This window comes from Bacillus cereus group sp. BfR-BA-01350 (assembly GCF_022663775.1).
GTDB lineage: Bacteria > Bacillota > Bacilli > Bacillales > Bacillaceae_G > Bacillus_A > Bacillus_A paranthracis.
Genome location: NZ_JAKUGD010000010.1, coordinates 77,792 through 93,798, shown reverse-complemented (window position 1 = coordinate 93,798; position 16,007 = coordinate 77,792). Strand labels below are relative to the sequence as shown.

Genomic DNA, 16,007 nt, shown 5'->3' with positions numbered 1-16,007 from the left:
CATGAGACAAATTTTTAGTGACAAAAAAATTGATGCGTCGCTGTTTCTACAAATGGAAAACTTAATGTATGCCCTTCTCAAAGAAGATGATGCCTACCTTGAGTATGGCTATAAAGCATACTACGACGAAATTGAAAAAAAGGTTGTCATTAGTCACTTTTGGGATGATCGAAAAGAAGAGGATACAGTAATCGGATTAAAAAGCGAAGTGTTTTTAAAAGCACTTGGTAATAAACATTACTCGGACATGACTTTAATTCGTTCTTATGCAATTGAATTGCAAGAATCACCCTTAAAAAAGTTTTTAACACAATTATTTGTTCTATTAGAAGATTTACGTGTTGAGGAAATCGTAAAAAACTTACGCCCTGGCACAAAGCATGTTTTTAAAAGAAGAAAAGAAATGTATCGCAATTACTTTAGCTCACAAAATGAAATCAATCGCGTTCGTAACTATCACGGTGATCGTCTATTTTGTCTATGCTATCTTTCATTAACGAGCGATAAATATGAAATGTTTAATAATGAATATTTCGAGCAAATTGAAGCTATTTTGCATGAAACATTCCAAGCTCGTAATACGGAAGATATTATGTATATCGTTGAGAAAATTCGCTATCGTTTAGAGGAGCTTCTTGAAAGTGATATGCTGAACAACTATTTCGGGCATGCACCGCTTTATTTATCTGTCATTGCAGATGAAAAAAACTGTCGCGTCGAAGATTTAGCAAACGATGATACGCAGCTCATAGATGACGATGAAAATAAAAACAAAATGGATGAAAGCTTCTCGACATGGCATCGTGAAAATAAAAACAATGAAAACGAGAACTTTTTACGCTTTGAATTAGAAAGCGGTACAAAAACAAATATGATGGGTGACACTGCTCGCGAATCAGAAGATGGTGACCAAGCACTTGGTTCTGTACAAGGTACTTCTCAAAAAAGTACACAATCTAACTTTGATGGTGCTGATACAGAAGAAGCAAGAGCTTCACACGCTTCTAGTCAAAATGATGGTGCATACGGTAAGTATAACGTTGGTGCTTCTCATACATTTAAAGAAGCTCGCAAATCAACTCCTGACGAGAAAAAGGATTACCAAGCCATCAAATCAGTGGTTAATAAAGATGTAAAAGAATTAAAGAAAATTATCGAAAAAACGATTGAAAATAAGACGAATGCAAATAGTGATAAATATTACGGAAGACTTCGTAAGAAATTCCTTCGTATTTATACTGAAAAGCAGCCGCGCATGTTTTATAAAAAAGGACAAGAATCGCAAGAGCTTGACGTTGCATTCCAACTGTTAGTGGACTGTTCTGGTTCTATGTATAACAAGATGGAAGAAACGAAAAAGAGTGTGGTCCTATTCCATGAAGCGTTAAAATCTTTAAAAATCCCGCACGCTATTAGTGGATTTTGGGAAGATGCTTCTAGTGCGAAACCTGAAGATAAACCGAACGTTATCCATGAAGTTGTAACGTATAAAAACTCAACGTTACCAAACGTTGGTCCCGAAATTATGCAGCTTCGCGAAGAAGAAGATAACCGCGACGGATATATCATTCGTATCGTTTCTGAAAAGCTTGCAAAAAGACCAGAAAAACATAAATTCTTACTTGTCTTCACAGACGGTGAACCTTCTGCGCTAGATTACCAACAAGACGGTATTTTAGATACGCATGAAGCTGTCAAACTTGCTCGTAAAAGTGGTATGGAAGTAATCGGAATTTTCATCGAAGAAGGCGAAGCGAAAGAAGCAACTTATCAATTAATGAAGAACATTTATAACCATCACTTCTTAGTTGCAAATCACGCTGAAGATTTACGTTTGAAGATTAAACCACTACTGAAAAAGTTATTACTGAAGACGATTGAATAGAAAAACAGGAGCTTTGCGCTCCTGTTTTTTCTTTCAATCACTTTGTTTCTGGTTGAAACTTATATGGAATGGCTACTTCTAATAATGAATCGAATCCTCCATCGTAGAATGGGAATCGTTCATTTGCAATTGCTCTGTCCACCCACTCTATTGCGGAAATTTCTCCTTCATCTGCTGCAACAAGTTCACCTTTTACTACATGCGCTCGAAATGTAAATAATAGCGCATGATTCCCTGGCTCTTCAAAGAATTTTTCATTAATCGCAACAAGTCCACCTGCCACAGCAGTTAAACCTGTCTCTTCTTTTACTTCCCTTACTAGAGCTTCCTCTAACGTTTCACCCTTTTCAACAGCCCCACCCGGCAATGACCAAACATTTTGTTCTACATTATGTACCATTAATATTTTATCTGTTTCTTCGTCATGTATTAGTGCGTATACGACATCAACTCTTTGCATGTTGCTTCTCCCCTCTACACACAAATTAACTCATTCTATCACACTTGTAATTATTTGTATATTCCTAAAATACAAATAAAAAGGGTCGATTCCTAAGAATCGACCCTTCCTATTAATTCATCACTAACTCAGCTGTGAGCTTTTTTTTTAACTTAGCCAACATGTCCGTTGTCATTTTGTCTAAATCGTATTCTGCTTTAAAGCCCCACTCTTTCATTGCTGCTGTTGCATCAATAGAGTTTGGCCAACTATCAGCGATTGTTTGACGAGCTGGATCTACAGCGTAGTCCATTGTAAACGTCGGAATATGTTTACGAATTGATGCTGCGATTTGCTCTGGCTCAAAGCTCATTGCTGTAATATTAAATGCATTTCTATGCACAAGTTTACTTGGATCAGCTTCCATTAATGAAATGATCGCTTGTAAAGCATCTGGCATGTACATCATATCCATGTATGTTCCTTCTGCAATGTATGAGGTGTATGTGCCTTTTTTAATCGCCTCATAATAAATTTCAACTGCATAGTCAGTTGTTCCGCCTCCTGGAGGAGCTACGTAAGAAATTAAACCTGGGAAACGGACACCGCGCGTATCAACGCCAAATTTTTGATGATAATAATCACATAATAATTCCCCTGCTACTTTGTTTACCCCATACATCGTAGTAGGACGTTGAATTGTATCTTGTGGTGTATTATCTTTCGGTGTTGATGGACCGAATGCACCGATAGAACTTGGCGTGAAAAACTTACAGTTTAATTCACGAGCTGCTTCTAATGCATTTACAAGTCCGCCCATATTTAAATTCCATGCAAATAACGGATTTTTTTCTGCTGTTGCTGAAAGTAAAGCTGCTAAATGAATAATTGTATCTACTTCATTGCGCTTTGCGATATCATGTAGTTTTTGTCCATCTGTTACATCTAACGTTTCAAATGGACCAGACGTTACTACTTCACTATCTGTTTCACGAATATCTGTTGCAATAACATTTGATGCGCCGTATACATCACGAAGTTTCATTACTAGTTCAGAACCAATTTGCCCTAAAGAACCGGTTACTAGAATTTTTTTCATTTTCCCCACTCCTCATTTGCAAGCTATTCAAAAGATGTCGTTACTTAAATGATGCCCATTTCTTTCCCTACTTTTTCATACTTACGAATTGCTTCATCTAACATTTCTTTCGTATGAGCTGCTGTTGGCATATTACGAACACGTCCTGTTCCTTTAGCTACAGTTGGGAACACGATAGATTTTGCATATACGCCTTCTTCATTTAGACGTTTACTAAATTCTTGTGTTAATACTTCGTCACCAATAATACAAGGTGTAATTGGCGTTTCACTTTCTCCGATGTTAAAGCCAAGTTCTTTTAACCCTTGTTTTAAATAGCGACCATTTTCCCATAAACGATCGTGCAACTCTGTGCTTTCCATTAAGATTTCAATTGATCTCATGCAAGCTGCAGCATCAGCTGGTGTTAATGCTGTAGAGAATAAGAATGGACGTGAACGAACTTTTAACCAGTCAATTAAGTTTTGTTTCCCTGCTACATATCCACCAATTACCCCAATTGCTTTTGATAATGTACCAATTTGGAAATCAACTTTATCAGACAGACCGAAGTGCTTTACAGTTCCTGCCCCTTTACCAAGTACACCTGAACCGTGTGCATCGTCTACGTATGTCATTAAATCTAATTCTTCCGCAATCTCAACAATTTCTGGTAGTTTTGCAACATCTCCATCCATTGAAAAGACACCGTCTGTAATTACCATTAATTTATTGTAAAGTCCTGATTCTTTCGCTGCGATTGCTTTTTGGCGTAAATCTTCCATATCAGAATGTTTATAAACAATAATTTTTGCTTTTGATAGACGACTACCATCAATAATAGAAGCATGGTTTAACTCGTCTGAAAGAATCGCATCATTTTTATCCATAACAGCTGAAATCGCTGCCATATTACAATTAAATCCTGATTGATAAGCAATCGCTGCTTCTGTATGTTTAAACTTTGCAATTGTTTCTTCTAATTTAATATGCAAATCTAAAGTACCGTTAATTGTACGAACCGCTCCTGCTCCAACGCCGTACTTATGAATTGCACCAATTGCAGCTTCTTGCAAACGGCTATCTGTTGCTAATCCAAGATAGTTGTTTGAAGATAAGTTAATATATTCTTTTCCGCCAATTGTAATGATCGGTCCATTTGAACTTTCGAGCGGATCAATTACGTTATAAAGCCCCTTTGATTTTAAATCCTCTAAATTTTCTTCTAAAAATTTCGCAAGTGTTTTACTAGACATCGTGAAGCCTCCCATCGTTCATGTAAGCGAATTATTGTCTTAATAGTTCTAATAATCCCTCTACTAGCTTAACACGTTTTCAGAATTTATTATAGAAAAATAGTTTAAAGTAACCGCTTACAATTCTAGATTATATATGATTCATTACAAGAAATCTATCATTTACTTTTCATATTTGGTAGAATAAAAAAAATATGTAAGGGGGCTTCAATCATGGCATTTACTGAATCTGATGTATATAATAACGAAGCGTTTTTTGAACAATATATGAAACGAAGATACCGAGAAAATAGCCCAAATGAATCACTTGAAAAGCCAGCCTTCTTTCAACTCATTGGTGATGTGAAAGGAAAGAAAATTCTCGATTTAGGCTGCGGTGACGCAAAATTTGGCAAGGATTTATTAGAAAAAGACTGCCACTCTTACACTGGTATTGAAGGCTCCGAACTTATGTATGAAAAAGCTAAAAAACAACTAGAAAATAAAAATGGGATCGTCCATTTTTTAAACCTCAAAGACTACACATACCCTCCTGCTACTTTTGATTTAGTAACATCTAGACTCGCCCTACATTATATCGAACATCTTCCTATCATTTTTCAAAATGTGTACGAAACTTTAAAAACAAATGGAATCTTTACTTTTAGCGTTCAACACCCTATTATTACCTCTTCATTTGAAAGCTTGCAAACGAGCGGAAAGAGAACGAGCTGGCTCGTCGATGAGTATTTTAAAACGGGAAAACGCGTTGAACCTTGGATTGATCAAGAAGTTATTAAATATCATCGTACAACGGAAGAATATGAACGTCGTTTACGTATTCCCCTCTTTCTCTTATTCTCTTGTCAAAAATAAAAAAGACGATGATTCCTCATCGTCTTTTTCTTTATCTCATTGCATGAGCAACCTCTTTACGTACACGTCTTCCTTTTCCATGTGGGATACAAAGTGGCGTCCCAAATAACGGATCCGTACTAATTTGACATTCCATTCGGAATACATCACGTACTAGTTTCTCATCCACTACTTCTTCTGGCTTACCTTGTGCATATATTTGTTTATCTTGAATGGCTACAATATTATCTGCATAACGGCATGCTAAATTTAAATCGTGTAGTACCATAACAATTGTTCTTTGTTCTGTTTCATTTAATTCGAATAATAAATCTAGCACTTCAATTTGGTGAGTCATATCTAAATAGGTAGTAGGCTCATCCAATAAAATAATATCTGTATCTTGTGCAAGCGTCATTGCAATCCAAGCACGTTGACGTTGTCCACCTGAAAGAGCATGTACATCACGCTCAGCAAATTCTGTCATACCTGTTGCTGCAAGTGCTTTCTGTACCATTTCCTCATCTTTTTCTGACCATTGCTTCAGCCATGTTTGATACGGATAACGTCCTTGCTTTACAAGTTGCAATACTGTAAGCCCTTCTGGCGCTTGCGGTCCTTGCGGTAAAATTGCCATTTGACGAGCGATTTGCTTCGTTTGCATATTTTGAATGTCTTGATTATCTAACAAAATGTCACCAGCTGTTGGTTTTAATAATCTAGCTAGTGAACGTAATAAGGTCGATTTCCCGCAACCGTTAGAACCGATAAAGATGGTAATTTCACCTTTTGGAATTTCTAAATTCAACTCATCAATAATAATTGTTTCGCCGTAAGACAACGTCAAACGTTTCGTCTCCAATGCTTTTTGCATATTCATCTTCCTTTATGAATTCCGACTTTTATAAAGTAAATAAATAAAATAAGGTGCACCAATTGCTGATGTAAATACCCCTGCTGGAATTTCAAGTGGGGTGAAAACTGTACGCCCAATTAAATCTGCAGCAAGTACTAAAATCGCACCGACAATAGCCGCAACCGGGAGTAATGCACCGTATAAAGAACCAACTAGTCTTCGTGAAATATGAGGTGCCATTAAACCGACAAATCCAATTCCACCAGCAAAGGCAACTGCTCCACCAATTAAAGCTGTACTAAGTAATAACATAAATATGCGTGACTTCGTTAAAGGAACACCAAGCCCTACCGCAATATCATCCCCTAGCTCTTGCGCATTTAAATGTCTAGCAGCTATAAATGATATTACCGTTAAAATGAGAACCCACGGCGCAAGTACCATGACGTTTTGCCAAGAAGAACCATAAACAGTGCCTGTAATCCATACATTCGCTTGACTCGCTTGGTAAATTGGCGCTAACAACATAAACAAAGTCGTTGCCGCTTTCGTTAATGCCCAAAAACCAACACCAATTAAAACAAGACTAATCGGTGATAATCCGTCATTTCTCCATGCAAATAAATATACAAAAAGTGCTACAATCGTTGCCCCAATAAAAGCTGCTAACGGCATATAATGAATGCTTACAGTTAGCGCATTATTTTTATCACTAAATATAGCTAAAAATAATACCACTGCAACACTTGCACCACCTGTAATCCCGATGATATCCGGAGAAGCAAGTGGATTTCGAACGAGCCCTTGTAAAATACATCCTGCTACAGCAAGTGCGATTCCTACAAGGATAGCAATTAAAATACGAGGCATACGAAACTTATTTACAACCATATTGGACATCGCATCGCCATTTCCAGTAATCGCTTGCCATACATCATAAGGAGCAATTTTCATGTCTCCCATACCTGCACTCGCAAAAAACAATCCTATTAAAACAACTAGTAAACTGAATAAGACGAGACAAGCTCGTTTGTACATTAAAAACGAGAGCCCGCCTTTTCCTATACGAAACGGAATATACTTCTTCATTTGCTAAGCCCTCTCTTACGTGCAATATAAATAAAGAATGGGGCCCCAATAAATGCCGTCATAACCCCTACTGGTACTTCTTGTGGCATAATGACATATCTTGCTGCTATATCAGCTAAAATCAATAGTATTGCACCTAACAAACCACTATACGGTACTCTCCATCTGTGATCGACCCCAACAAGAAATCTGGCAAAATGCGGGGTAACAATACCAATAAACCCAATCGGACCAGCGACCGCAACTGAACCACCGGATAACAGGACAATAATAAGTAGTACGAATGATTTCATTAAAATCGTTCTTTGACCAAGTCCTTTTGCAACGTCTTCCCCCATCATCAATGTATTTACTTTCCCTGCCATCATAATAGATGCAATCCAGCCTATTAATAAATACGGGAATACTGATTGTAAAATTTCTAACTTTCTTCCTTGCACAGATCCGGCAAGCCAAAATAATACTTCTTCAAGCGCCTTTTCATTTAAAACAAGTAATCCTTGTGTTAATGATGAAAATAACGCACTAATTGCCACCCCTGCTAATGTTAACTTAAGAGGTGTTGTCCCCTCTTTTCCTAAAGAACTAGAAGCAAATACAAGTACAGCTGCAACTGCTGCCCCTAAAAAGGCAATCCACGTGAAAGCTGATAATGATGTCACGGAAAAAATAACAATTGCCACAACTATGAAGAAAGCAGCACCTGAATTTAATCCAATAAAATCTGGAGAAGCAAGTGGATTTTTCGTTAAAGTTTGCATAAGACAACCTGCAATGGCTAAACTAGCACCAACACTCGCTGCAATTAATGCCCTTGGTAGACGCACATTTTGAATAATAATATGTTCATTGGACCCATTAAAATGGAAAAAAGCATCTAACGCTAATTTCCAACTCGTATTTGTATATCCGAAAATAATACTTCCCCAAATACAAGTAATGACTGCAATGATCCCAACAAATAATCCAATCCATTTTGCTCGATTTGTTTTTAATAACATGCAGCGTTTCCCCTTCAATGTATAATGATACGTTGTAAGTGTATTTCAACTTAATTCTCATTGTCAACGGAAATGAGAATTATTTTCAGCCGTATGTATTGACAATCTAAAGATAAAGGCTTAATATCATGCTTGCTATTGAAAAAAATTCTCACTATGTAGGGGGTACATAATGAATTTCATGCGAAAGAAATCGTTTACAGTATTTGTATTTTTATTAGCCTTTTCACTACTTTTAAGTGCTTGTGGAAAATCAAATACGAAAGAAGAATCAAAAGAAGATACGAAAAAAGAAATGATTCCTGTGGAACATGCAATGGGTAAAACAGAAGTCCCTGCTAATCCAAAACGTGTAGTTATTTTAACAAACGAAGGAACTGAAGCTTTACTTGAATTAGGTGTTAAACCAGTTGGTGCTGTAAAATCTTGGACTGGTGATCCATGGTATCCACATATTAAAGATAAAATGAAAGATGTAAAAGTTGTTGGTGATGAAGGACAAGTGAACGTAGAAACAATCGCTTCTTTAAAACCAGACTTAATTATCGGTAACAAAATGCGTCACGAAAAAGTGTACGAGCAACTAAAAGCAATTGCACCTACTGTGTTCTCTGAAACATTACGCGGTGAATGGAAAGATAACTTCAAGTTTTATGCGAAAGCATTAAATAAAGAAAAAGAAAGCCAAAAGGTTTTAGCTGATTACGATAAACGTATGAAAGATTTAAAAGCCAAACTAGGTGATAAAGTAAATCAAGAAATCTCTATGGTTCGCTTCATGCCTGGTGATGTTCGTATTTATCATGGTGATACATTCTCTGGTGTTATTTTAAAAGAACTTGGATTTAAACGTCCTGGTGATCAAAATAAAGATGACTTCGCAGAGCGTAACGTATCTAAAGAACGTATTTCTGCAATGGATGGCGATGTATTGTTCTACTTCACATTCGATAAAGGAAATGAGAAAAAAGGCTCTGAATTAGAAAAAGAATATATCAATGATCCACTATTTAAAAATTTAAATGCAGTGAAAAATAATAAAGCATACAAAGTTGACGATGTGATTTGGAATACAGCTGGCGGTGTAATGGCTGCTAACCTACTATTAGATGATATCGAAAAACGCTTTGTTAAATAGTATTTCCTTAACCAGCTCCCCTTCTGTGGAGCTGGTTATTTTTCAATTCACTTAAATGTCACATTATTTCGTTTTGTATTTTTATTCCCAATATGTTATATTATAAAAGTAAATAGAATATATTTTCTCTATATCAGAATAAATATTTTAATCTAAATTTTCTGATTAATCACTATTTTATTTTCTTTTAGAATTCAATTATTACATTTGAAAACGCTTATCATCTCGTTTTCAGGGCAAAATACAGTAACGGTCGAGGAACAATAGAAATTTTTTAGAAATTTTCTTTCTATTTCCATATAATTCTATTGACTTCTAAATATTTTGTAAATTAAAATGATTACATAAATATCCGTTATACAGGATTAGGGGGAAACAAAAATGGATGCAGCTTTAAAATTAGACAAAGCTGGAGAGCAACAATCACCAAAAAAACATCCACCAGGATTGTACTTGTTGTTCTTAACAGAAATGTGGGAAAGATTTAGTTATTATGGAATGCGTGGCCTTTTAGTTCTTTATTTAACGACTGCTGCGGTTAGTGGCGGGTTAGGATTTGATAAGGCGTTTGCAGTGCAATTATATGGTACTTTTACAGCGGCAGTATATTTCATGCCAATTATAGGTGGATGGCTAACGGATCATTATATTACAAGACGTCATGCCATTACTCTCGGCGGAATTATTATGGCAATCGGCAACTTTGTACTATTCTCAATGAATACAAAAACAGGACTATTTCTAGGATTAATACTATTAGTTATTGGTAATGGGTTCTTCAAACCAAATATTTCTACACTGTTAGGTGAATTGTATAGTGAAAATGATTCACGTCGTGACAGTGCATTTACTATCTTCTATATGGGTATTAACGTAGGTGCTTTCTTCGCTCCACTTATTTGTGGATTTTTAGCAGAAGATTTCTTTAAAACAAGCGTTGATGGCGTTATGGTTATGGGATATAAATACGGATTCTTAGCAGCTTGTATCGGTATGATTATTGGACAAATTGTTTTCAACTTATTAGCTCCTCGCTATCTTGGTACAGCAGGAACAACAGTTGTTGGTAAAAAAACAAAAAATCAACCTGCAGTCGAAAAGAAACCTTTAACAAAACAAGAAAAAAACCGCACTTGGGCAATTGTAATTTTAACTTGTTTCGTAGTATTCTTCTGGGCAGGCTTTGAACAAGCTGGTAGTTCTTTAACACTTTATACAGATAAATTTGTTGATCGTACAATTTTTGGATGGGAAATTCCAACATCTTGGTTCCAATCCGTTAATCCAGCGTTCATCGTACTACTTGCACCATTCGTATCTATGCTATGGTTAAAACTTTCTAAATCAAAGCGTGGCGATTTAAAAATACCAACAAAAATGGCATTTGGTATGATTTTACTAGGTATAGGTTACCTTGTTTTAACATTAGCGGTTCTAAAAACTGGAAGTAGTGAAGCTGATATAACTGTTAAAGCAAACTTATTATTCATCGTTATCACTTATATGTTCCATACAATTGGAGAACTATTCTTATCACCAATCGGTCTATCAATGGTAAGTGCAATTGCACCTGTTAAATTAGCATCATTACTAATGGGTGTATGGTTAGCTGGTTCAGGTATGGCTAACTGGTTAGCTGGTAAACTTGCTTCCTTTACACAATCATTAGGATACCTTGAAGTATTTGCAAGTATTGGCATTATCGTTATCGTCTTAGGACTTGTACTCCTTCTCTTCTCTAAAAAAGTTGCGAGTATGATGGAATAATACAAAAACAGACGCTTCTAAAATCAGAAGCGTCTTTTCTATTACTTCTCCTCTAAAGCCGTCACGTTCACGTGAACGCTTTCTCCAGGATTAGATACATCATACACTTGAGCAACCCCGCTCTGCTCGTCACAGCTCTCAATCCATACTGGTACGCCCTCATATGTAACGTCAATCCTACTTGAAGAAGATAAAATTTGTTTCACACGTTTTACATCCATACTACCATTCCTCCTTTTACTTGCTACACTCCTTTCTATCTTTTCTTTTCCCTTTAGAATATATTCCATATAGCAGCATGTTAATTAATAGCCTTTTCTTCCTTACATTCCAACATTTTCTCTCATGTTACCTTTCTGACAAATAAAAAAAGACGTATATCCTATACGTCTTTTTCCATAATATTCAAATTTTAAGAAAATAATGTTTTTACTACTTCACTTACTTTATCATTATGAATTTGATAATACACTTCTAGTCCTCGTCGTTCAAAGCGTACTACTTTATTTTGTTTTAATTTCGTTAAATGTTGCGAAACTGTTGATTGCGGAATTTCTAACACTTCCTGTAATTGTGTTACATTACATGTTCCACGTTGCATTAGTTCCATTACTAGGCGTAGACGCAACGGATGCGCTAACGCTCTTAACATTTGTACATCTTCTTCTGAAATATGACATTCGAATTGATTTTGGCTCATAAAGTTCCCCTCATTTTCGTTTTTATTTTCTTTTTATTTATTTATATATCTGTTCTTATATTTCCTGTTACGACATAACTTTATCAACCTATAAAGCTGAAAATTTTTTCCACCTTAACCAACAAAGAACTCAGGAAAAATTCCTTACTGATTTTGAATATTATACTATATGATATAACGAAAAAGCAAAATAACGGACTGCAAATACTTTGCTTGCAAACGTTGTTTTATCAGGCTTTTTGTTATATTTTCACCTCATTGCAACGTGCAGTAATGATATTGTAAAATACCGTCTATAATTGATAACCTATCGTAACGTATTTGGGTTATATTTAACCTCTTTGTTACGCTAAAAGGAATTTTCAGTAAAAAGAGATATCATAACATTAAATTTTAACTTACTGCTTTTTAAATAGTATTCAATAGCTTAAACTGTGATGAAATCCTTCCTATTAAATGTATTTATTTCCCCTTTCTTACTTGATTAAATGAGGCAAGCTGTACCAACCTAGCAAATATTACATACTTCAACATACTTTCTCATATTCGATAAAAAGACGATCTCTACTAGAGAACTGTAGAATCAATAATATATAAACAACTGAAAGAAAAGAATATGCAAATAATTTATCCCGCCCACTCAAATAGACTTGGGTGGGCTTTTTGTCTACTTTATGAACAAAATGTTTCTTTTAACACTATTATGGAATAATTATACTTTTTCACGTTGACAATAGTGTTGAAGGAGAATATACTAAGCATGTAAGTTGATTGTGAATAGTTTCACAAATAATGTGAATTTCTTCACATAAAATAGATAGGAGTTGTCATTATTATGAGTACTTGGACACAAATTTATGACCCATTAAACAATATTTGGTTATCTGCTCTAATCGCAGCACTTCCAATTTTCTGCTTCATCATTTGTTTAATGGGACTAAAAATGAAAAGTTATATCGCTGGTCTTTACAGTGTGATTGTCGCTATTATTCTTGCTATATTCGTTTATAAAATGCCAGCAACAGTAGCTGTAGCATCTGCCGGATTCGGTATTTTATCTGGATTTTATCCAATATGTACTATCGTTATCGCAGCAATTTTCCTTTACAAATTAACTGTTAAAACAGAACAATTCAACATCATTCGTGATAGCATTTCAAGTATTACAAATGATCAACGTTTACAAGTATTATTAATTGCTTATTCTTTCGGTGCTTTCTTAGAAGGCGCAGCTGGTCTAGGTGTTCCAGTTGCTATTACAGCTGCACTACTTGTAGGTATGGGCTTTAACCCATTAAAAGCAGCAGGTATTTGTTTAGTAGCTAATATCGCTGGTGGTGCTATGGGTGCTATGGGTATCCCAGTTACAGTACCAGCACAATTAACTGAACTTGATGCATTAACTATCGGTCGTCAAACTGTTCTTATTTTACCATTCATTAGTATTGTATTACCTTTCTTACTTGTTTCAATGGTCGATGGAATTAAAGGTATTAAAGAAACTTGGCAAGGTATTCTTGTAAGTGGTATTTCTTTCGCAATTACTCAGTTCGTTGTAACTTACTTCTTAGGTGCAGAACTTACTAATATTTTCGCAGCCGTTGTAAGTATGATCTCTCTTGCATTATTCTTACGTGTTTGGCAGCCAAAATCTTCTACTAAAGAAGAAAAACAAGAAGAAAAAGAATCTCATACATTCAATCAAATTTTATATGCTTGGTCTCCATTCGTATTCTTAACTGCATTCGTAACAATCTTTAATTTAAAACCAATTAAAGCTTTATTTGCTCCGGATGGCGCACTAGCAAACTTAGTATTTAACATTCAATTCCCTGGTCTTCATAATGCTGTTATGAAAACTACACCAATTACAAAAGCTGATACACCTTTCGCAGCTGTTTTCAAATTTGATGTATTCTCATCTACAACTACTGCAATCGTATTAGCAATTATCGTTTCACTTATCGTGTACCGCGTTAAAGGTAAAATGGTTAAAGAATTAATGGTTGAAACAATGAAAGAGCTAAAAGCTCCAGTATATACAATCTGTAGCGTTATCGCGTTAGCTTACGTAGAAAACTACTCTGGTATGTCATCTACACTTGGACTTGCATTCTCTTCTACTGGTAATGCATTCCCAATTCTTTCTCCAATCTTAGGATGGATCGGCGTATTCATTACAGGATCAGTAGTATCAAGTGGTTCATTATTCGCACCGCTTCAAGCAGTAACTGCAGATCAATTAAACATCGTTCCTTCTACTCTTGTTGCCTTAAACGTAGTAGGTGGTACAATGGCAAAAATGGTTTCACCTCAATCTGTAGCAGTTGCTTGTGCAGCAGTTGGACTAGTTGGTAAAGAATCTGCCCTATTTAAAACAGCAATGAAATACAGTTTAATCTTCTTAGCTATCATTAGCTTACTTCAATTAAACGCTGTATTTAATATCTTTTAAAAATAAAACACCGATCCAAATGGATCGGTGTTTTTCACATTACATCTTCTTATCCTTTAATAAAGAAGCCCCAGCAATTTCAGGATGCGTCATTTCGAATGGATCTAAAATAATATCCAATTCTTCTTCTGTCAGTACACCATGCTCTAAACATAGCTCCCTAACAGATTTTCCTGTTTCAATTGCTTCACGTGCAATGCGAGATGCTGCTTCATAACCAATATGAGGGTTAACTGCTGTAATAATTCCAACACTTTTCTCAACATATTGCTTCAGCAGTTCTTCATTTGCTGTAATTCCTTTAATACAATATTCACGGAATACACGGAATCCGTTATTCATAATGCTAATAGATTGAATTAAATTAAATACAAGCACAGGCTCCATTACGTTGAGCTCCAGTTGTCCTGCTTCTGACGCTAAGCAAATTGTATGATCATTACCAATTACTTGGAAAGCGACTTGATTAATTACTTCTGCCATAACAGGATTTACTTTACCCGGCATAATAGATGAACCTGGTTGACGAGCTGGTAATTGAATTTCCGCCAATCCAACACGTGGACCAGATGCCATAATACGAAGGTCGTTCGCAATTTTAGACATATTCATCATACATACTTTTAACGCTGCAGATACTTCTGTGTATGCATCTGTATTTTGTGTTGCATCAACTAAATGCTCTGCACCAACAAGTGGGAATCCGCTAAATGTTCGTAAGTGTTTAACCACTTGTTCAATGTAGGTAGGGTTTGCATTTAATCCCGTACCAACAGCTGTCGCCCCCATATTCACTTCATATAAATGTTGGCGAGATTGTTTAATTCTTTTTATATCACGCGCAAGCACTCTGCTATACGCTTCAAATTCTTGTCCAAGACGAATCGGAACAGCATCTTGTAAATGCGTACGTCCCATTTTAATGACGTGATCGAACTCGTTTGCTTTTGCACGGAAAGCAGCATGAAGTTCTTCCATTGTAATAAGAAGTTCTTCTAACATCATAAGAGTTGCAATATGAATTCCCGTTGGAAACGCATCATTCGTTGACTGAGCCATGTTTACATGCGTATTTGGGCTAATTTTTGCATACTCGCCTTTTTCATATCCCATACGTTCTAACGCTCGATTAGCAATTACTTCGTTTGTATTCATATTAATAGAAGTTCCAGCACCGCCCTGAATTGGATCTACGATAAATTGATCATGGAATTTCCCATCAACAATTTCTTGCGCTGCCTCCGCAATTTCATGTCCAATGTCTTTCGCCAAGTAACCAGTATCGATATTTGCAAGTGCCGCCGCTTTTTTCACAATTGCCATTGCCGTAATGAGTGACGGATGGATGCGATATCCTGTAATCGGGAAGTTTTCTACCGCACGTAATGTTTGTACACCGTAATAAGCTCTACTTGGTACTTCCTTTTCACCTAAAAAATCTTTTTCTATACGTATATCCTTCGTTGCTATCATTTTCATCACCTATACTTTTCATTCTAAATCCCTATT

At 35.9% G+C, this 16,007-nt stretch carries 14 protein-coding genes; 5 read left to right on the top strand and 9 right to left on the bottom strand.

Annotation, left to right across the window (positions count from 1 at the left end):
• The first annotated feature begins 1 nt into the window (after position 1).
• Positions 2-1,885 (top strand): vWA domain-containing protein, encoded by a 1,884-nt coding sequence (locus MR147_RS20150; protein WP_074607423.1) that lies wholly within the window; start codon positions 2-4, stop codon positions 1,883-1,885.
• Between the two features lie 37 nt (positions 1,886-1,922).
• Here the strand turns inward: MR147_RS20150 and MR147_RS20145 are convergent, their stop codons facing one another.
• The 3 genes from MR147_RS20145 to MR147_RS20135 all read right to left on the bottom strand — a co-directional run bounded on the left by MR147_RS20145 (position 1,923) and on the right by MR147_RS20135 (position 4,658).
• Complete coding sequence (locus MR147_RS20145) at positions 1,923-2,345, bottom strand: NUDIX hydrolase (protein WP_001189952.1); 423 nt, start codon at positions 2,343-2,345, stop codon at positions 1,923-1,925.
• A gap of 112 nt (positions 2,346-2,457) precedes the next feature.
• A complete protein-coding gene (locus MR147_RS20140; RefSeq protein ID WP_000723139.1) occupies positions 2,458-3,423 on the bottom strand; it encodes an L-threonine 3-dehydrogenase in 966 nt (321 codons plus the stop codon).
• 44 nt (positions 3,424-3,467) lie between these two features.
• Positions 3,468-4,658, bottom strand: coding sequence for a glycine C-acetyltransferase (locus tag MR147_RS20135; RefSeq protein ID WP_000095906.1), 1,191 nt, complete (start codon positions 4,656-4,658; stop codon positions 3,468-3,470).
• Positions 4,659-4,871: 213 nt separating this feature from the next.
• Here MR147_RS20135 and MR147_RS20130 point away from each other — a divergent pair, with 213 nt between their 5' ends.
• Positions 4,872-5,513, top strand: coding sequence for a class I SAM-dependent DNA methyltransferase (locus MR147_RS20130; protein ID WP_242304657.1), 642 nt, complete (start codon positions 4,872-4,874; stop codon positions 5,511-5,513).
• Between the two features lie 31 nt (positions 5,514-5,544).
• Here MR147_RS20130 and MR147_RS20125 read toward each other — a convergent pair whose 3' ends face one another.
• From MR147_RS20125 to MR147_RS20115, 3 genes are read right to left on the bottom strand one after another with little or no spacing between them, the layout of a single operon-like run.
• Complete coding sequence (locus MR147_RS20125; protein WP_074607427.1) at positions 5,545-6,366, bottom strand: ABC transporter ATP-binding protein; 822 nt, start codon at positions 6,364-6,366, stop codon at positions 5,545-5,547.
• A 12-nt stretch (positions 6,367-6,378) separates the two neighbouring features.
• Positions 6,379-7,437, bottom strand: a complete 1,059-nt coding sequence (locus tag MR147_RS20120) for a FecCD family ABC transporter permease (protein WP_000760066.1) — start codon at positions 7,435-7,437, stop codon at positions 6,379-6,381.
• On the bottom strand, positions 7,434-8,438 hold the full coding sequence (locus tag MR147_RS20115; protein ID WP_074607429.1) for a FecCD family ABC transporter permease: 1,005 nt from the start codon (positions 8,436-8,438) through the stop codon (positions 7,434-7,436). The genes MR147_RS20120 and MR147_RS20115 overlap by 4 nt, the downstream gene beginning before the upstream one ends.
• A gap of 172 nt (positions 8,439-8,610) precedes the next feature.
• Between MR147_RS20115 and MR147_RS20110 the strand changes: the two genes are divergently transcribed.
• Together MR147_RS20110 and MR147_RS20105 are read left to right on the top strand one after the other, a co-directional pair.
• Positions 8,611-9,576 (top strand): ABC transporter substrate-binding protein, encoded by a 966-nt coding sequence (locus MR147_RS20110; protein WP_074607431.1) that lies wholly within the window; start codon positions 8,611-8,613, stop codon positions 9,574-9,576.
• Positions 9,577-9,957: 381 nt separating this feature from the next.
• Complete coding sequence (locus tag MR147_RS20105) at positions 9,958-11,343, top strand: peptide MFS transporter (protein WP_000338322.1); 1,386 nt, start codon at positions 9,958-9,960, stop codon at positions 11,341-11,343.
• 41 nt (positions 11,344-11,384) lie between these two features.
• Here the strand turns inward: MR147_RS20105 and MR147_RS20100 are convergent, their stop codons facing one another.
• On the bottom strand, positions 11,385-11,564 hold the full coding sequence (locus tag MR147_RS20100; protein ID WP_000382683.1) for an acid-soluble spore protein H: 180 nt from the start codon (positions 11,562-11,564) through the stop codon (positions 11,385-11,387).
• Positions 11,565-11,755: 191 nt separating this feature from the next.
• Positions 11,756-12,043, bottom strand: a complete 288-nt coding sequence (locus MR147_RS20095; RefSeq protein WP_000081427.1) for an ArsR/SmtB family transcription factor — start codon at positions 12,041-12,043, stop codon at positions 11,756-11,758.
• An 835-nt stretch (positions 12,044-12,878) separates the two neighbouring features.
• Between MR147_RS20095 and MR147_RS20090 the strand changes: the two genes are divergently transcribed.
• The gene (locus tag MR147_RS20090; RefSeq protein WP_000109110.1) at positions 12,879-14,498 is read left to right on the top strand and encodes an L-lactate permease; all 1,620 of its coding nucleotides are present in this window, start codon (positions 12,879-12,881) and stop codon (positions 14,496-14,498) included.
• Between the two features lie 39 nt (positions 14,499-14,537).
• Here MR147_RS20090 and aspA read toward each other — a convergent pair whose 3' ends face one another.
• Positions 14,538-15,971: an aspartate ammonia-lyase gene (gene aspA, locus MR147_RS20085; RefSeq protein ID WP_074540606.1), complete on the bottom strand. Its 1,434-nt coding sequence runs from the start codon at positions 15,969-15,971 to the stop codon at positions 14,538-14,540.
• Positions 15,972-16,007 lie beyond the last annotated feature (36 nt).